We start from the raw sequence: 17,530 nt of genomic DNA, 5'->3' as shown, positions 1-17,530 counted from the left end.
ATCCTTACATTGAAGTGTGCACTCGTTTGTGACCCAAAAGCGAGACTTGGCGGTTAATAAGGCAGGGCCGGCCACATGCACAGGCCGAAAATCGACACTGTGTTCACGAAAGCGCTATCACCTGGAGCCCAGCACCGACCGTCCCAACCGTCGCAACGATGCCCGAAGCGCCTCGTCCTCGATGCCGTCAACGGTGGATGCCAGGCGCGCCTCCTCCGAATCCGACAGGGAGCGCGGCGCCGGGCGTGCCTTCGGCCCGGCCGCGTCGACCGGCTTTTGCACGATCTTGATGCGGCCGATGGCCGAATAGCCCAGAAAGGCGTTGACGCGGGCCACGAGCTCGCCCGTCTCGTGCTGCAGACGCAGCGCCGCCGCGCCGGCACAGGCGACCACCAGCGTGGCCGGCTGGAATGGGTCGTCGTCGCTCACCCGCCGCGGCCAGGCGATGCGTTCGGGCCGCGTCTGCGCGGCCAGCCGCGGGCCCGCGATCTCCTCCCAGGACTGCACCAGCGACACCGACAGACCGGCCCGCTTGCGCAGGACGGGGTCGAGTATGCCGCTCGTCAGATCGCTGACGGCGGTGGGATTGCCGCCTTGCCGTTTCCCTGCCATGACCGTTCTCATCGACGCCGCCCCATCGCGGCACGTCCTGATCGAAGTCTACCGAACCCGCCGCGCACATGACAGCCGAAATCCACAAGACCGACCGTGCCACCGACGACATCGCGCCGGCCCTGCTCGAATGGTACGACGCGCATTGCCGCGACCTGCCCTGGCGCACGCCGCCGAATGCGATCGCCGCCGGAAAGCGGCCCGATCCCTATCATGTCTGGCTGTCGGAGATCATGCTGCAGCAGACGACCGTGGCGGCGGTCAAACCCTACTTTCTCACCTTCATCGAGCGCTGGCCGGACGTGGCCGCGCTGGCGGCGGCCGGACAGGACGAGATCATGCGGGCCTGGGCCGGGCTCGGCTATTATTCGCGTGCCCGCAACCTGCACAAATGTGCCCGGGCCGTCACCGATATTCACGGCGGACGCTTTCCCGACACCGAAGCCGGGCTGAAGGCCCTGCCGGGCATCGGCGACTACACGGCCGGGGCGATCGCGGCCATCGCCTTCAACATGCCGGCCATCGTCGTCGACGGCAATGTCGAGCGCGTCATCACCCGCCTGCGCGCCATCGCCACGGCGCTGCCGGCAGCAAAGCCGCAAATCCGGGCCTTCCTCGCCTCGATCCTGCCGCACGACAGGCCCGGCGATTTCGCCCAGGCGATGATGGATCTCGGCGCCACCATCTGCACCCCGAAACGTCCAGCCTGCATCGTCTGTCCGCTGAGGCAACAGTGCACGGGACTGCGCACCGGCGACCCGGCGCTCTATCCGCTCAAGGCGGCCCGGCGACCCAAGCCGAAGCGGCGGGGCGCCGCTTTCGTCGCGCGGCGTGCCGACGGCGCCGTACTGCTGCGCAAACGGGCCGAAAAAGGTCTGCTCGCCGGCATGACGGAGGTGCCGACGACCGGCTGGTCGGCGCGCGTCGACGGAGGCCGGTCGGCCACCGACGCGCCCTTTGCCGCGACCTGGAAGGATGCAGGCTCGGTTGCCCATGTGTTTACCCATTTCGAGCTTGAACTGACGGTCTATCTCGCCCATCTGCCCGAACAGACCGCGCCGGCCGGCCATTGGTGGTCGCAGCCGCAGGACATTCACAGCGAGGCCCTGCCGACCGTCATGAAGAAGGTGATAGAAGCCGCAATCCCCGGCGCGACCAGGAAGCCGGGCCCCGTTCGGCGCACACCCAACGCAAACTGACCGGAGTCCCGCATGCCCGAAATCCGTCATATCGTGTTCGACATCGGCAAGGTGCTCATCCATTACGATCCGGACCTGCCTTATTCGCGGCTGATCCCCGATGCCGATGAGCGGCGCTGGTTCTTCGACAATGTCTGCACCCATGATTGGAATATCGAACAGGATCGCGGCAGGACGTGGGAGGAAGCCGAGGCGGAACTGATCGCCAGTTTTCCGCAGCAGGCCGACAATATTCGCGCCTTCCGCCGCCACTGGCACGAAATGGTGCCGCACGCCTACGAGGACACCGTTGCGCTGATGACGGGACTGATCGACGCGGGCCATGACGTGACCATGCTGACCAATTTCGCCGCCGATACTTTTGCCGAGGCGCGGCAGCGCTACGACTTCCTCAATCGGCCGCGCGGCGTGACGGTGTCGGGCGAGGTCGGCCTTATCAAGCCCGACCGCCGCATCTATGAGCGCCATGCCGATGCATTCGACTTGGCACCGGCCGACACGATCTTCATCGACGACAGCCCGCACAATGTTGAGGGCGCGAAGCTGGCAGGCTGGCAAGCGGTGCATTTCACCGGCGCCGCGAAACTCCGCGAGGACCTCGGCTCATACGGCATCGCCGCATGAAGCGGGTGGGCCGCCAGGCGCCACATCGCTCACAAGCAGCCGGTGCGATCACCCCCCGATCTGCGCCATCCCGCTGCGCACCCGGCTCCTGATCGCGTCGATCGGTTCCAGGCCCGTTTCGCCCTGGATATGCCAGAAGGTCCAGCCGTTGCAGGCCTCCAGACCCTGAACGCGCGCGCCCATCTTGTGGATCGAGCCTGCCTCCGGGCCGACGGCGATCGTGCCGTCGGCGCGCACGCTTGCCGTCCAGCGCCGGCGCGCATCGTGCAGCAGCGTGCCGGGCGCAACGAGCCCCGACTCGATCAGGCTGACGAAGGCGACGCGCGGTTCGGCCCGCTTGCCCGTCATCAGACGAAGTTCCGCCTCGCCCAGCGTCTCAATTTCGCCGATACGCGCAGTGGCGGCGTCGATATAGCTCTGCTCGCGCTCGATGCCGACGAAATGCCGGCCAAGGCGCCTGGCCACGGCTCCCGTGGTGCCGGAGCCGAAGAATGGGTCGAGGACGACGTCGCCGGGTTTGCTCGACGACAGGAGAATGCGCGCCAGCAGCGCCTCGGGCTTCTGCGTGGGATGGACCTTGGTCCCGCTTTCGTCCTTCAGCCGCTCGGCACCCGTGCAGATCGGGAACAGCCAGTCGGTGCGCATTTGCACGTCGTCATTGGCCGCCTTCATCGCGTCGTAATTGAAGGTGTAGCGCTTTGCCTTCTGGTCGCGCGAGGCCCAGATCAGCGTCTCGTGGGCGTTCTGGAAGCGCCTGCCGCGAAAATTCGGCATCGGATTCGTCTTGCGCCAGATCACGTCGTTGAGGATCCAGTAGCCCAGGTCCTGCAGCTTGGCCCCGACCCTGAAGATATTGTGGTAGGAACCGATCACCCAGATCGTCCCGGTCGGCTTCAGCACACGGCGGGCGGCCAGCAGCCAGGCGCGAGTAAAGGCGTCATAGGCTTCGAAGCTGTCGAAGCGGTCCCATTCGTCGTCGACGGCGTCGACGCGCGACTGGTCGGGACGGTGCAGATCGCCCTCGAGCTGGAGATTATAGGGCGGATCGGCGAAGATCACATCGACGGACTGCGCCGGCAGCCGGTTCAGCGCGGCAACGCAATCCCCCTTGATGATCGTGTCGAGCCATTCTGTAGTGGAGGCGGACGGCGAAGCTTCGTGCGGCAGGCGAATGGCTGACATATCTCGTACCCATCTTACGCTGACTGTTTACGGGCTGTTATGGTTACCAGTCAGCGTAAAGATTTGGTGAAACGCGGCAACGATTTGCCTCATGCGCCGCATTCGGCTATGAGGCGCGCAAGGTGCGATGGACACCTTGCCAGTCCTCCGAACTCCTTCCCGACAGAGAGACGAACATATGCAGCCACAGCTGGTCATATTCGATTGCGATGGCGTGCTGGTGGATTCCGAAATCATCGCGGCCCGCGTCGAGGCATCGCTGATAACGGCGGCCGGCTTCGAGATTTCGGCCGAGGAAATCGCCTCGAATTATGCCGGGCTGACCTTTCGCGACATCCTGCTGCGGCTGGAGGCGGAGGCGCAAATTCCCTTCCAGGCCAATCTGATCGACAAGGCGGAAACGGCCGTGGACGAGCGGCTCAAGCGCGAGGTGCGGATGATCGACGGCGCCGGCCAGGCCGTCCTGTCCGTGCAGGGGCCGCGCTGCATCTGCTCGAACTCGACGCCCGAGCGGCTTGACGCCATGCTGACCAGGACCGGCCTGAAATCGCTGTTCGGCGAGCACGTCTTCTCTTCTGCAGCAACACCGTCAAAGCGCCCGAAACCCGCGCCCGACGTGTTCTTGTACGCGGCCGAGAAAATGGGCGCGGAGCCTGCCGAGACCTTCGTTGTCGAGGATTCCGTCCACGGAATCGCGGGCGCCAAGGCGGCCGGCATGCGGGTCATCGGTTTCACCGGCGGCAGCCACACCTATCCCGGACATGCCGACCGGCTGACGGAGGCCGGCGCCGAAACCGTGATCAATCGCTGGAGCGATTTCGCCTCCGTCATCGCCGCACTGTCGGAATTCGGCGACATCATCTGACTGTCCGGCCGGACCAGCGCGCGCCAGATCAGTATGCTGGAACATGTGCCTTTCGCTCAAACGATTCCGTTTGAGCGGGGCAAGTTTAGCGCGCGGCGTCCGGGCCTTCGTCATAACCGACGAACACCTGAACATTGGGCGCCGTGGGTGCCGGGAAGGACACGTTTGCATCGTTGAAGATGAACTGCGTGGCCGCGCCCCCTGGCGCAATGGAGACCTGATACTTGCTCAAGCGCGAATAGAGCACTTCGTCGCCGCGCAGCACGGCGACGCGGATCGGCATGGTGATCCTGCCCTGCTTGCCGACCGGGCCGGGGACGACCTTGCCGGCGGCCGCGACATTCATGGTCAGCGTGCCGCCCTGATACTTGCAGCTGCGCGTCACATCTTCGATCGAGGCCTGGTAGATGATGCGCTCCGGATCGCCCTCCCCGCCCCTTTCATAGGTGTTGTAGGAAGCGGTGCCCGATCGCAACGAAACCTTGGGACAGTAGGCGCGCAGTTCTTCCACGGATACCTGCTCGGGCGCCGTTTCCTGCGTCGTGCCGGCGCCTGAAACATTGGTACCGCTGTCGGTCGATTGGCACCCTGCAATGGCAAGAATGAATACGGCCGCCGCCGCGCGCGCGAAAAACTGCCTCTCAGCCAATAGGAAACTCATCTGTTGCACTTCCCTCTCGCAATGCCGGCGTTCTATATCAACGCCGCGGACAAAATGCGACCAATCGAATGCGGTTTTTGATGGGCAAGCGATACACGCCGGCACGAATGGATAATCATGCGATATGTAAGCACAAGGGGTAATGCCCCGATCCTGGAGTTTTCCGACGTTCTCCTGGCGGGTCTGGCGCGTGACGGCGGCCTCTACGTCCCGGAGGAATGGCCGCATTTCACCGTGGACGAAATCCGCGCCATGCGTGGCCTGGATTATCCGCAACTGGCCGCCCGGCTGCTCACGCCGTTCCTGGGCGGCGAGATCAAAACGCAGACCTTCGAGACGATCCTGCGCGAGACCTATGCGACATTCCGCCACGCCGCCACCTGTCCGATCGTGCAGACGCGGCCAAACGAGTTCGTCCTCGAGCTCTTCCACGGCCCGACGCTCGCCTTCAAGGACGTGGCAATGCAACTCCTCGCGCGGCTGATGGACCATGTGCTTGCCGAGCGCGGCGAGCGCGCCACCATCGTCGGGGCGACGTCGGGCGACACGGGCGGCGCGGCAATCGACGCCTTCGGCGGGCGCAGCCGCACCGATGTCTTCATCCTGTTTCCGCATGGCAGGGTCTCGCCGGTGCAGCAGCGGCAGATGACGACCTCCGGCGCGCCCAATGTCCATGCGCTGGCGATCGACGGCAATTTCGACGATTGCCAGGGCCTCGTCAAAGCGATGTTCAACGACCACGCCTTCCGCGACCGGATGGCGCTGGCCGGCGTCAACTCGATCAACTGGGCCCGCATCATGGCCCAGATCGTCTATTACTTCTCCGCCGCCCTTTCGCTGGGCGGGCCGGACCGGCCGGTCTCCTTCATCGTGCCGACCGGCAATTTCGGCGACATCTTCGCTGGCTACGCCGCCCGCCGCATGGGGCTGCCGATCGAGCGGCTGACCATCGCGACCAACGACAACGACATCCTGGCGCGCACCCTGGAGACGGGCGTCTATGAAATGCGTGGCGTCGTGGAGACGACCTCGCCGTCGATGGACATCCAGGTTTCGTCCAATTTCGAGCGGCTCATGTTCGAGGCGTCGGGACGCGACAGCGCCGCCACCGCCGCCAGCATGGAAGGTCTGCGTCAATCCGGCGCCTTTACGCTGGCTCCCGATGTGCTTGCGGCAATCCGCGCCGACTTCTCCGCCGGGCGCTCAACGGTCAATGAGACGGCGGCGACGATCCGCGCCGTCCACGCCGAAAGCGATTACCTGCTCGACCCGCACACGGCCAGCGCGGTCAAGGTCGCGCGCGAGCAGGAAGCATCCCCCGTGCCCATGGTCGTTCTGGCAACGGCCCACCCGGCGAAATTCCCCGATGCGGTCGAATCGGCGAGCGGCATCGCCCCATCCTTGCCATCGTGGCTTTCGGGGCTTATGGATCGGGAAGAACGTTACAGTATCCTTCCATCGGAGCTGAAGTCGGTGGAGGATCATGTGAGCCGCCACGCCAGTTTGGCGGCATCAGGAGTACCAGGGAGATTGTGATACATGGGTGTTGAGGTGAGCCGTCTGTCGAACGGCCTGACGGTTGCATCCGAGACTCTGCCCCATATTGAATCCGTGGCTCTGGGTGTCTGGGTCAAGTCGGGCTCGCGCAACGAGCGCGAAGACGAGCACGGCATTGCCCATCTGCTCGAACATATGGCGTTCAAGGGCACCGGATCACGCACCGCCTGGGACATCGCCTCCCAGATCGAGGATGTCGGCGGCGAGATCAACGCCGCCACCAGCGTCGAGACGACCTCGTTCTTCGCCCGGGTGCTGAAGGACGACGTGCCGCTGGCGGTCGATCTTCTGGCCGATATCCTGACCGATTCCCGCTTCGATCCCAGCGAGTTGGAACGTGAAAAACACGTCATCCTGCAGGAAATCGGCGCTGCGCACGATACGCCGGACGACATCGTGTTCGACCGCTTCACCGAGGCGGCCTATCGCCATCAGACCATCGGCCGCTCGATCCTGGGCACGCCGGAAACGGTGGCTTCCTTTTCGCCCGAGCAGATCCATTCCTTCATGCAACGCCAGTACGGAGCGGAGCGGATGGTGGTGGTCGCCGCCGGCGGGGTCCGCCACGAGGACTTCGTGCGCGAAGTCGAGAAACGCCTGGGAAGCTTCCGCGCCAAGGCACCCGGACGCGTGCCGCAGACGGCGAATTATGTCGGCGGCGACTATCGCGAGCATCGCGATCTCATGGATGCCCAGATCATTCTCGGCTTCGAGGGCCGCGCCTATCACGTGCGCGATTTCTACGCCTCGCAGATCCTGTCGATGATCCTTGGCGGCGGCATGTCGTCACGCCTGTTCCAGGAAGTGCGCGAAAAGCGTGGCCTGTGCTACGCGGTCTACGCTTTCCATTGGGGGTTTTCCGACACCGGCATCTTCGGCATCCATGCCGCCACGGGCAAGGAAGACATTGCCGAACTGGTACCCATACTGCTCAACGAATTGCAGAAGGCCGGCGAGCACATCAAGGAAGACGAACTCAAGCGGGCACGGGCCCAATATCGCGCCGGACTGATGATATCGAGCGAAAGCCCGGCCAGCCGTGCCGCCCAGATCGCTAGGCAGATGCTTCTCTTCGGCAGGCCGGTGACAAACGACGAGTTGATGGACCGTCTGTCGGGCGTCAACGTCGAGCGGCTGACGGACCTTTCGGCGCGGCTGTTCTCGACACGCCCCACGGTTGCCGCGATCGGCCCGGTCGGAACGCTGGCGTCATTCGAAGGCATCGCGAGCGCGCTCCCCACCGACCAGACTGCGGGCCGTAGACTGGCCGTCTAAGCCACCGGGGACCGCGGCGCCATGATCTCGCTGTCGTTTCTCGGACTGGATTATCCAAGCCTCGCCGGAGAAAGGGTGACGCTGCGTTTTCCGCGCTCCGGCGATTTTGCAGAATGGGCGGAACTCAGGCGGCAAAGCCGGAACTTCCTGGAAAAATGGGAGCCGCGCTGGGCGCCGGACGAGCTGGACCTGCCGGCCTGGCGAGCCCGCCTGAGGCGTTACCGCCAGGAATACAACAACGGAACGGGCGCTTCCTTCTTCATCTACCGCAACGACAACGGCGCGCTGGCCGGAGGCATCTCGATCGGCAACATACGTCGGGGCGTGGCGCAGTCGGCGCAGATCGGCTACTGGATGGGCGAACGCCATGCTGGCAACGGACTGATGCTGGAGGCACTGCGCCTGCTGGTGCCTTACTGCTTCAGCGATCTCAAGCTGCACCGGATCGAAGCGGCCTGCATTCCCGACAACAAGCGATCCGTGCGCGTACTTGAAAAAGCCGGATTTACCCGCGAAGGGCTGTTGCATTCCTATTTGAGAATCAGCGGAACGTGGCGGGACCACTATCTTTACGCGCTGATCGAGGACGAGTATCAACACCTAGCGACGCGGGGCAGCACCATTGACAGCTAGATCGACATCGACAGGCCGGACTATCCCGGTGGCGGCAGCGCTGATCGTTGCCGTGATGTCGATCCTTTCGGCAATCCTGCCCGCCCAGGCGGTCGAACCGATCAAGATCTCGCGCGACGACGTCGCACTCGACCTTTCCCGCGCCCTGGAAATCCACCGCAATCAGGGCGCCAATTTCCAGGTATCGACGGCGCCGGGCATTGACGGGATCGTGCGGCGCATCGAAGTCGAGGCGCAGGATGAGCGCTCGTCCGGCGACTGGGCCGTCTTCGCGCTTGCCAATACAAGCGAGCAGCAGCTCGACCGTCTGATCGTGGCACCCCATTTCAGGCTCGTCGGCTCAGGCATCATATGGCCCGATCTGGGGTCTCACCGCATCGCCGCGATCACCCCCAGCGAGGGATTTGCGCTCGACCGGGAGGCCAGCGCCGAGGCCGACGTCTTCCGCGTGACGCTCAATCCCGGAGCCGTGGTGACATTCGTCGCCGAACTCTCCTCGCCCAAGGTGCCGCAAGTCTATCTATGGGATCCCGAGGCCTACAAGGACACGATCAATTCATACACGCTCTACCGTGGCATCGTCATCGGCATCGCCGGTCTCCTGGCGCTGTTCCTGACGATCCTGTTCGTCGTCAAGGGCACGTCGATGTTTCCGGCAACCGCGGCGCTGGCCTGGTCGGTGCTTGCCTATATCTGCGTCGATTTCGGCTTCCTGAGCCAGATCATAGAGCTTTCGCCAGGCAATGAACAGATGTGGCGGGCGGGCGCGGAACTGGCCCTTGCGGGAACGCTCGTGGTGTTCCTGTTCACCTATCTCAATCTGAACCGCTGGCACGGCCATTTCTCCTACGGGGCGCTGGCCTGGATCCTCATCCTCGTCGCCATCGCCGGCGTGGCGATCTTCGATCCGGCCGTCGCGGCGGGCATTGCGCGCATATCGTTCGCCGCCACGGCAGTGCTGGGCATCGGCCTCATCGTCTATCTCGGATTTCGCGGCTACGACCGGGCGATCATGCTGGTTCCGAGCTGGCTGATGATCCTCGTCTGGCTCGCCGGTTCCGGCATGGCGGCGCTCGGGATGCTGGACAACGACATCGTCCAGCCGGCACTCGGCGGCGGCCTCATCCTGATCATCCTTCTGATCGGTTTCACCGTCATGCAGCACGCGTTCGCCGGCGGCGCCCTGCAGCAGGGCCTGTTCAGCGACATGGAGCGCCAGTCGCTGGCGCTGACTGGCGCCGGCGACATCGTCTTCGACTGGGACGTGTTGCGCGACAAGGTCGTCACGCGCCCAGACATTTGCGACCCGCTCGGCCTGCCGCCGGGCAGCCTGCAGGGCCCGGCCCGCAACTGGCTGCCGGCGCTGCATGCCGACGACCGCGACATGTTCCGCACGACGATCGACATGATCCTGGAGCATCGGCGCGGCCGGCTTGCGCAATCGTTCCGCCTGCGCGGCGCCGATGGCCACTTTCACTGGTATCTCGTGCGGGCGCGCCCGGTGATCGGCTCCGACGGCGAGGTCATTCGCTGTGTCGGCACGATGATGGACGTCACCGAGCAGAAGAAATCGGAGGAACGCCTGCTGCACGATGCCGTGCACGACAATCTGACCGGCCTGCCCAGCCGCGAGCTCTTCCTCAACAGACTGGAAGCCGTCATTTCGATCGCCAGGGCGCAAGAGACCGTGCGTCCGACCGTCTTCGTCATCGACATCGACCGCTTCAAGCAGGTCAATGAGGGCCTCGGCATGTCGGCCGGCGACACAATCCTGCTGACCATGGCGCGCCGCCTGCACCGCCTCCTGAAGCCGCAGGATTCGCTGTCGCGCTTTTCCGGCGACCAGTTCGCGCTCATCCTGCTTTCAGAGCAGGATCCGGCACGCATCGCCGCCTTTGCCGAGGCCGTGAAGCAGGCCGTCTGCGCTCCGATCAACTTCGCCAGGCGCGACATCGTGCTTTCGGCATCGATGGGCCTCGTCTCCTGGACCTCGAGCGAAACGGCGGCCGAAGACCTGGTCAAGGACGCCGAGCTGGCCATGCATCAGGCAAAGCGCTTCGGCGGCGACCGCATCGAGCCGTTCCGGCCGGCCTTCCGCACCTTCGGCACCGACCGACTGCAGCTCGAAGCCGACCTCAGGCGGGCCATCGATCGCGGCGAGTTCCGCCTCGCCTATCAGCCGATCGTGCGCCTGGAGGACGGTTCGATTGCCGGCTTCGAGGCGCTGATGCGCTGGGAGCATCCGCGGCGCGGCCTGATTCCGCCGTCGGAATTCATTCCCGTTGCCGAAAGCTGCGACCTGATCGTGACGCTCGGCCTGTTCGCCATGCAGACGGCCGCCAACGACCTCGCCTCGTGGCAAAAGGAGATCGGGGCGGCGCAGCTCTCGGTCTCGGTCAATCTGTCGAGCCGCCAATTGCTGCGCCAGGATCTCGTGGCCGACATGCGCTCCGTTCTGGCGCGGTCCAACCTGCCGGCGCGCTGCTTTCGCCTGGAAGTCACCGAATCGCTCGTCATGCACAATCCCGAACAGTCGGTCCATGTGCTGGAGAAGCTGCGCGAATTGGGCATCGGCCTGTCGCTGGACGATTTCGGCACCGGTTATTCCTCGCTCTCCTATCTCACCCGCTTTCCCTTCGACACCATCAAGATCGACCGCAGCTTCGTCGAGGACGGCAGTTCCAAGCGCAGCGTCCTGCTGAAATCAATGGTCAATATGGGGCATGAACTCGGCCTCTCGGTGGTCGCCGAAGGCGTCTCAAGCGAGGAAGACGCAATGGAACTGCGGCAGATGGGCTGCGAATATGTGCAAAGCTATCTCTTCGGCCAGCCGGAAACCGCCGACGCCGTCCTGCGGATGCTGAAGGAGCAGTTCCCTCTCACTCAGGCGTGACCGGCCTGCTCGCTCAGCCGCGCCGGATCGATGCCGATCGACGCCAGGATGCGCTCATATTTGTGATCGATATCGGCGTCGAAAAGCAACTCGGCGTTGGCCGGACAGGTCAACCAGCCATTTTCGGCGATCTCCTGCTCGAGCTGACCCGCGCCCCATCCCGAATAGCCGAGCGCCATCAGCGCCTGGCGCGGCCCCTCGCCGACGGAGATGGCGCGCAGAATGTCCACAGTCGCCGTCAGGCAGACCTCGTCGGACACCGGCAGCGAGGATTCCACGACATAGTCGTCGGAGTGCAGCACGAAGCCGCGGCTGCGGTCGACCGGGCCGCCATTGCGCACCGGCATGTCGCGCGCCACGGCGGGCAAGCGGATCGCCTGGCTCTCTTCGACGATGCCGAGTTGCACGAGGAGGTCGGGAAAGCGCAGCGGCTGGGCCTGGTTGATGATGATGCCCATCGCGCCCTCTTCGGAATGGGCGCAGACATAAATGACGGTGCGCGCGAAACGGTCATCCTTCATGGCCGGCATGGCAATGAGGAACTGATCGTCCAGGAAGCCGTCCGATGACGCCTTCTGCTTGTGGCGCAGCAAATCCATGAAGAGAGGGTATCGCGTTTGCCGAAGTCTTTAAAGGAGGATTCACGTGCGGGAATGCCGGCTCGGGCGGCCGCTTCACGAAGAAATGACGATCGTAAGTGCCGGCACACTTGTCTCGGCGCGCGCGAAAGGCCACTGAATCACCCCATGATTCGACACATCGTTCCCCTCTTCGCCCTCGGGCTCTGCCTGGCAAGCCCGGCGCTCGCTTCCTCGAGCGATATCGTGGAAACGGAAGGAGGGACCATTAGGCTGGTCACGTCTGGAATTGCCGGCCCGGACGGGCGCATACGCGGCGCACTCGAGATTGGCCTCAAACCCGGCTGGAAGACCTATTGGCGCGATCCCGGCGCCTCCGGCGTGCCGCCGCAAATCGACATCGGCCAAAGCGTCAACGTCGAATCCGCCGAGATCCGGTATCCGGCTCCGCAATGGCATGACGAGGGCTACGGTGCCTGGGCCGGCTACGACAAATCCCTGGCACTGCCCATAACGTTCACGGCCTCCGAACCGGACCGTTTCTCGCTCATCGAGGCCGACGTCTTCCTGGGCATCTGCGAGACGATCTGCATTCCCGTTCGCGCGCGGCTGACGGTCGAGCCTGGCAAAAGCCCCGACAACAAGGGCGACGAGGTTGTCGTGGCTGCGGCGCATGCGGCCGTTCCGCCGCAGGCCGGACCCGAATTCGGCATCTCCTCGGTCGACCTTCGCGACGGCACGCTGACGATCGCCGCGGTGGTGCCGGCGGAGGAAGAGGACATGGCGCTGTTTGTCGCCGGATCGCAGGGCTACGGATTCGGCGTCCCGAAACTCACCTCCGTTGTCGACGGAGAGGCACGGTTTCAGGTCCCCCTGACCACGCGGTCCGAAACGCCGAACGCCCCCGCCGCGATCGACTACACGCTGCGGGCCGGCGGACACTCGGTGACGGGAACATTCGAGATTCCCTGATACCGATGCACTGAACGGTTGGAGATTTCGTCCGTTCGCGCTAATCGGATGATGAGTTTTCAATCTGACCCTTCCAATCAACTTCGGAGTGGACATATGACGATTTCCGTAGGGGACAAGCTGCCTGACGCGACCTTCAAGACGATGACCGCGGACGGCGCGAAGGATGTGTCCGTTTCCGAGGTCTTCGGCGGCAAGACGGTGGTGCTGTTCGGCGTTCCGGGCGCCTTCACCCCGACCTGCAGCAACAATCACCTGCCGGGATATCTGGAAAATCGCGACGCCATTCTCGCCCGCGGCGTCGATACGATCGCCGTCGTCTCGATCAACGATCACCACGTCATGAGCGCCTGGGCGCGGTTCACCGGCGGCGAGGACAAGCTGCTGTTCCTCGCCGACGGCAATGGCGATTTCACCCGTGCCGCCGGCCTCGACATCGATCTCAGCGTCGGCGGGCTCGGCGTGCGCTCCAAACGCTTCTCGATGATCGTCGAAGACGGCGTCGTCACCGCGCTCAACATCGAGGATTCGCCGGGCCAGGCGGTGCAGTCGGGTGCGGCGCGCATTCTCGAGCAGCTCTCGAAGTAGCCGGCATCGTCCGCGTCATTCAAGAACCCACCCTAACCCCTCTCCCTTGAGGGGAGCGATTAGGGGTGGGGTATATCCCGCTCGCGAGGGCCGGGCGGTTTGTCAGCAAACCGATATATGGCCGCCCTACCCGCCCGTCCGCCTGCCCTTCTTGTAGGGTTCCATGCCGGTGCGCGCCAGTTCGTCGGCGCGCTCGTTCTCGGGATGCCCGGCATGACCCTTGACCCATTGCCAGGTGACCTTGTGGCGCCGGCGCGCCTCGTCCAGCGCCTGCCACAGCTCGGCATTCTTGACCGGCTTCTTGGCCGCCGTCTTCCAGCCATTGCGCTTCCAGCCCTCGATCCAGCCCGAAATGCCGTCCTTCACATAGCTGCTGTCGGTATGGATCGTGACCTCGCAGGACTCCTTCAGGGCGTTCAGCGCCTCGATTGCCGCCATCAGTTCCATGCGGTTGTTGGTCGTCTGCGCCTCGCCGCCCGACAATTCCTTTTCGACGCCGTTGAAGCGCAGAATCGCGCCCCATCCGCCCGGCCCCGGATTGCCCGAACAGGCTCCGTCGGTGAAAATCTCGACCTTTTTCATCCCTAGAGCCCGTATTCCTGCGGCGACTGAATGGTTCTGTGAAAGCGCAGGCGGCGGATGAACTCGGCCGGATCGCGCTTCTGGATCAGGTCACCGTCGGGACCGTTCAGCCAGTCATAAAGCCGCGTCAGCGTAAAGCGCAGTGCGGCGGCACGGGCCAGCAGCGGCAGGGCCGATGTCTCGTCCGGGGACATCGGGCGCACCTGCTGATAGCCCGACAGCAGGGCGGCAGCCTTGGTCACGTTGAAGGAGAAGTCCTTTTCGAAGCACCAGGCATTGAGGCAGATCGCGACGTCATAGGCATAGAGGTCGTTGCAGGCGAAATAGAAATCGATCAGGCCCGACAATGCGTCGCCGAGAAAGAAGACATTGTCGGGAAAGAGATCGGCATGGATGACGCCGTTCGGCAGATCGGCCGGCCAGGCGGCCGCGATCTCCGCCAGGTCGGCCTCGATCTCCGCGCCCAGCCCCTTCTCCACCTCGTCGGCCCGCTCGCGCGACTGGTCCCAGAGCGAACGCCAACCATCGAGGGAAAGCGCATTGCGCCTGGTCAGCGTGAAATCCTCACCCGCCACATGCATGGATGCAAGGGCGCGGCCGACTTTGCGGCAATGCTGAACGGTGGGCCGGCGCGGCCACATGCCTTCCAGGAAGGTGATGACGGCACAGGGGCGGCCCGCCAGTTCGCCGATCACTTCGCGATCGCGCCGGTGAACGGGCTGCGGGCAGGTCACGCCCTTTCGTGCCAGATGCTCCATCAGCCCGAGAAAGAACGGCAGGTCGGCCGCATCGACGCGCTTTTCGTAGAGCGTCAGAAAGTACGGACCCTTCGAGGTGTGGAGCAGGAAGTTGGAATTCTCGGTGCCTTCGGCGATGCCCTTGTAGGACATGAGCTCGCCGATATCGTATTGTCCGAGGAAGGTTCCGAGTTCGGCCTCGGTGATGTCCGTATAGACTGCCATGAGCCACTCAACCGTTGACGAAAGCCATGTCGGCCGCCGTCAACTCGACGTCGCGCAGAACGCGCATGACCGGAAAATCCTCGGTCTCGGTGGCCGTGACGGCAAGGTCGAGCGTGACGTCGAACCGATCCTTGAAGGCCTCGATGATCTCGTTGACGATGATCTCGGGCGCCGAGGCGCCAGCCGACAGGCCGAGCGCGCGGATGGTGCCGATTTCGGACCACGGTATGTCTGCCGCGCGCTGGACCAGAAGCGACAACCGCGCACCGGCACGCTCGGCCACTTCGACGAGCCGGCGCGAATTCGAGGAGTTGGGCGCGCCGACGATCAGGAAGAGATCGGTTCCTACGGCGGCTTCCTTCACCGCATCCTGGCGATTGGTGGTGGCGTAGCAGATCGACTCGGCCGCCGGCGCCTCCATAGCCGGAAAGCGCTGTTGCAGCGCTTCGATGATGCCGGCCGTGTCCTCGACCGACAGCGTCGTCTGGGTGACGAAACCGAGCGCTTGCGGATCGGCCGGCGCGAAACGCGCGACATCGTCTTCCGTCTCGATCAGCGTCACCGCGCCTTCAGGCAATTGCCCCATCGTGCCGATCACCTCCGGGTGCCCGGCATGGCCGATCAGCACGACATGGCGTCCGCGGCGCTGATGCCGCAACGCCTGCTTGTGCACCTTCGAGACCAGCGGGCAGGTGGCGTCGAGATAGAACAGGTTGCGCGCCTCGGCGTCGGCCGGCACGGATTTGGGAACGCCATGGGCGGAGAAGACGACGGGGCTCGACCGGTGCTCCGGCGGGATCTCCGACAATTCCTCGATGAACACCGCGCCGAGATCCTGCAGCCCCTCGACCACATAGCGATTGTGCACGATCTCGTGGCGCACATAGACGGGCGCGCCATATTTCTTCAACGCCAGGACGACGATCTGGATGGCCCGATCGACGCCGGCGCAAAAGCCGCGCGGCTGGCAAAGCCGGATCGTCAATGGCGGTTTGTTGGTCAATGCGGGCATGTCCTCGGGCGGATCGTCTTTGGGCGGAAATGAGGCTCATCGCCCCTGCATGTCAAGGCCGGCCTGGACCGCTTTTGCGGTTGCGCCACAAATAGGTTCCCAGAACAGCGACGAGCGCAGCGGCCAGGCCGTACCATGTCAGGGCGTATTGCAGATGGCTGTTGGGCAGGTTGATGATCGTCACGCCGCCGACAGGCAGTCCGCCCGGATTGGGCGTATCGTCCGCGTCGATGAAGAAGGGAAGCACCCGTGCGTCGCCGGGCAGGCCGGACGTCGCAGCCATCCGGTCGCGGTCCTTCCAGTAAAAGATGTTCTTTGCCGGTTCGTTGTCGGGAACGAGGCTCGAAGGTTTCTCGGCAAGCGGATTGCGCGCCAGGCCCGTGATCCCGACCGGGCCGTCCACCTGGCCTTCGGTCCGTGTCGCGGCGTCCTTGCGGTCATAGGGCACGAAGCCGCGATTGACGAAGACGTAGCGGCCGTCGTCCAGTGCGAGCGGCGTGTAGACGTAATATCCCGACGCACCGTGATGGGTGGCGAAGAAGTGGCGTTCGGCGTCGTGGACGAAGCGGCCCTTCGCCGTGACCGGCTGATACTCCACATCGCCTGTGGTATCGAACTGCGCCTCGACCTCTCCGAGCGGCAGCGGCGGCGAATGCACCCGCCCGTCGATCGTCGCCAGCAGGCCTTCCTTCCAGGCGAGGCGCTGCACCTGCCAGGTGCCGAGCGCGACAAGCACGGCAAACGCGGCGAGACCGCCCGCCAGCGCCAGCCAATAGGATGCTCGGCCGCGTGCTTCCGACTTGGTGACGGTGGTCATTCGCGGCCGTCCAGCCGGCCTTCCTGCGCCTTGTTGGCATATTGCAGGGTCAAAAGCACGCCCTTGATCAAGCGCAGAGCGACCAGGCTCAATACGATTGTCAGCGGCACCCAGAGCACAAAATGCACCCAAAGAGGCGGGCCGTAGGAGACGTCCATCCAGAGCGCCAGCCCGACAACGACGAAGCCGATGATCAGGATCACGAACACCGCCGGCCCGTCACCCGCATCGGCATAGGAATAGTCGAGGCCGCAATTGGCGCATTTCTCATCCACGCCGAGCAGACCGGAGAACAACGATCCTTCGCCGCAGCGCGGACAACGACCCTTCAAGCCGGCCGCAATCGGCTCGACAGGCGGGTAATGCGCTTTGTCCTGGCTCATGGTTCGATCCGCAGCGGCAATGCTCGCCGCCTAGCTTGAGAAATCTGGCTGCGCTCTATCATGTTCCCGCCGACAGGTCGACGCAGCGCTATGCCGCAGGTCACCAGCGCGCGTTCGCTTCAAACGGCAACGTTC

At 64.3% G+C, this 17,530-nt stretch carries 18 protein-coding genes; 9 read left to right on the top strand and 9 right to left on the bottom strand.

The window, feature by feature from the left end:
* Nucleotides 1–117 precede the first annotated feature (117 nt).
* Nucleotides 118–612: a DUF721 domain-containing protein gene (locus GM909_RS04405; protein WP_157014999.1), complete on the bottom strand. Its 495-nt coding sequence runs from the start codon at nucleotides 610–612 to the stop codon at nucleotides 118–120.
* Nucleotides 613–680: 68 nt separating this feature from the next.
* Here GM909_RS04405 and mutY point away from each other — a divergent pair, with 68 nt between their 5' ends.
* Entirely contained in the window at nucleotides 681–1,811 is a 1,131-nt protein-coding gene (gene mutY / locus GM909_RS04400) for an A/G-specific adenine glycosylase (RefSeq protein WP_157014998.1), read from the top strand.
* 12 nt (nucleotides 1,812–1,823) lie between these two features.
* Nucleotides 1,824–2,435, top strand: coding sequence for an HAD family hydrolase (locus GM909_RS04395; protein ID WP_157014997.1), 612 nt, complete (start codon nucleotides 1,824–1,826; stop codon nucleotides 2,433–2,435).
* Between the two features lie 48 nt (nucleotides 2,436–2,483).
* On the opposite strand, the gene GM909_RS04390 is transcribed toward GM909_RS04395, so the two are convergent.
* Nucleotides 2,484–3,617: a site-specific DNA-methyltransferase gene (locus GM909_RS04390; protein WP_157014996.1), complete on the bottom strand. Its 1,134-nt coding sequence runs from the start codon at nucleotides 3,615–3,617 to the stop codon at nucleotides 2,484–2,486.
* 178 nt (nucleotides 3,618–3,795) lie between these two features.
* On the opposite strand from GM909_RS04390, the gene GM909_RS04385 reads away from it, so the two are divergent.
* Entirely contained in the window at nucleotides 3,796–4,482 is a 687-nt protein-coding gene (locus tag GM909_RS04385) for an HAD family hydrolase (protein ID WP_157014995.1), read from the top strand.
* Nucleotides 4,483–4,567: 85 nt separating this feature from the next.
* Here GM909_RS04385 and GM909_RS04380 read toward each other — a convergent pair whose 3' ends face one another.
* Nucleotides 4,568–5,143 carry a hypothetical protein gene (locus GM909_RS04380; RefSeq protein WP_157015251.1) on the bottom strand — a complete coding sequence of 192 codons (576 nt, stop codon included), beginning with the start codon at nucleotides 5,141–5,143 and terminating at the stop codon, nucleotides 4,568–4,570.
* A gap of 117 nt (nucleotides 5,144–5,260) precedes the next feature.
* On the opposite strand from GM909_RS04380, the gene thrC reads away from it, so the two are divergent.
* Genes thrC through GM909_RS04360 form a run of 4 tightly spaced genes read left to right on the top strand, consistent with a single transcriptional unit; the run spans nucleotide 5,261 to nucleotide 11,501 of the window.
* Complete coding sequence (gene thrC, locus GM909_RS04375) at nucleotides 5,261–6,679, top strand: threonine synthase (RefSeq protein ID WP_157014994.1); 1,419 nt, start codon at nucleotides 5,261–5,263, stop codon at nucleotides 6,677–6,679.
* 3 nt (nucleotides 6,680–6,682) lie between these two features.
* Nucleotides 6,683–7,975, top strand: coding sequence for a M16 family metallopeptidase (locus GM909_RS04370; protein ID WP_157014993.1), 1,293 nt, complete (start codon nucleotides 6,683–6,685; stop codon nucleotides 7,973–7,975).
* 21 nt (nucleotides 7,976–7,996) lie between these two features.
* Nucleotides 7,997–8,608 carry a GNAT family N-acetyltransferase gene (locus tag GM909_RS04365; RefSeq protein ID WP_157014992.1) on the top strand — a complete coding sequence of 204 codons (612 nt, stop codon included), beginning with the start codon at nucleotides 7,997–7,999 and terminating at the stop codon, nucleotides 8,606–8,608.
* Nucleotides 8,609–8,663: 55 nt separating this feature from the next.
* Nucleotides 8,664–11,501, top strand: a complete 2,838-nt coding sequence (locus GM909_RS04360) for an EAL domain-containing protein (protein ID WP_157015250.1) — start codon at nucleotides 8,664–8,666, stop codon at nucleotides 11,499–11,501.
* On the opposite strand, the gene GM909_RS04355 is transcribed toward GM909_RS04360, so the two are convergent.
* Nucleotides 11,492–12,100 (bottom strand): YqgE/AlgH family protein, encoded by a 609-nt coding sequence (locus GM909_RS04355; RefSeq protein ID WP_157014991.1) that lies wholly within the window; start codon nucleotides 12,098–12,100, stop codon nucleotides 11,492–11,494. The two genes, GM909_RS04360 and GM909_RS04355, sit on opposite strands and share 10 nt — an antisense overlap.
* A gap of 147 nt (nucleotides 12,101–12,247) precedes the next feature.
* On the opposite strand from GM909_RS04355, the gene GM909_RS04350 reads away from it, so the two are divergent.
* Nucleotides 12,248–13,051 (top strand): protein-disulfide reductase DsbD domain-containing protein, encoded by an 804-nt coding sequence (locus GM909_RS04350; RefSeq protein WP_198174129.1) that lies wholly within the window; start codon nucleotides 12,248–12,250, stop codon nucleotides 13,049–13,051.
* Nucleotides 13,052–13,147: 96 nt separating this feature from the next.
* Nucleotides 13,148–13,639: a peroxiredoxin gene (locus GM909_RS04345; protein ID WP_157014989.1), complete on the top strand. Its 492-nt coding sequence runs from the start codon at nucleotides 13,148–13,150 to the stop codon at nucleotides 13,637–13,639.
* A 126-nt stretch (nucleotides 13,640–13,765) separates the two neighbouring features.
* Here the strand turns inward: GM909_RS04345 and rnhA are convergent, their stop codons facing one another.
* The 5 genes from rnhA to GM909_RS04320 are packed head-to-tail and all read right to left on the bottom strand — an operon-like array spanning nucleotide 13,766 to nucleotide 17,395.
* A complete protein-coding gene (gene rnhA, locus GM909_RS04340; protein ID WP_157014988.1) occupies nucleotides 13,766–14,221 on the bottom strand; it encodes a ribonuclease HI in 456 nt (151 codons plus the stop codon).
* A gap of 2 nt (nucleotides 14,222–14,223) precedes the next feature.
* On the bottom strand, nucleotides 14,224–15,183 hold the full coding sequence (locus GM909_RS04335; RefSeq protein WP_157014987.1) for a homoserine kinase: 960 nt from the start codon (nucleotides 15,181–15,183) through the stop codon (nucleotides 14,224–14,226).
* A gap of 7 nt (nucleotides 15,184–15,190) precedes the next feature.
* A complete protein-coding gene (gene ispH, locus GM909_RS04330; protein WP_157014986.1) occupies nucleotides 15,191–16,195 on the bottom strand; it encodes a 4-hydroxy-3-methylbut-2-enyl diphosphate reductase in 1,005 nt (334 codons plus the stop codon).
* Between the two features lie 52 nt (nucleotides 16,196–16,247).
* Nucleotides 16,248–17,012, bottom strand: coding sequence for an SURF1 family protein (locus GM909_RS04325; protein WP_157014985.1), 765 nt, complete (start codon nucleotides 17,010–17,012; stop codon nucleotides 16,248–16,250).
* Nucleotides 17,009–17,395: a DUF983 domain-containing protein gene (locus GM909_RS04320; RefSeq protein WP_157014984.1), complete on the bottom strand. Its 387-nt coding sequence runs from the start codon at nucleotides 17,393–17,395 to the stop codon at nucleotides 17,009–17,011. Before GM909_RS04320 ends, GM909_RS04325 begins: the two co-directional genes overlap by 4 nt.
* Between the last annotated feature and the right edge of the window lie 135 nt (nucleotides 17,396–17,530).

Origin of the sequence: Mesorhizobium xinjiangense, from assembly GCF_009749525.1 — a bacterium.
GTDB classification, from domain to species: Bacteria; Pseudomonadota; Alphaproteobacteria; order Rhizobiales; family Rhizobiaceae; genus Mangrovimarina; species Mangrovimarina xinjiangensis.
The sequence above is the reverse complement of the archived record's forward strand: the minus strand, read 5'-3'. Positions and strand labels throughout refer to the sequence as shown.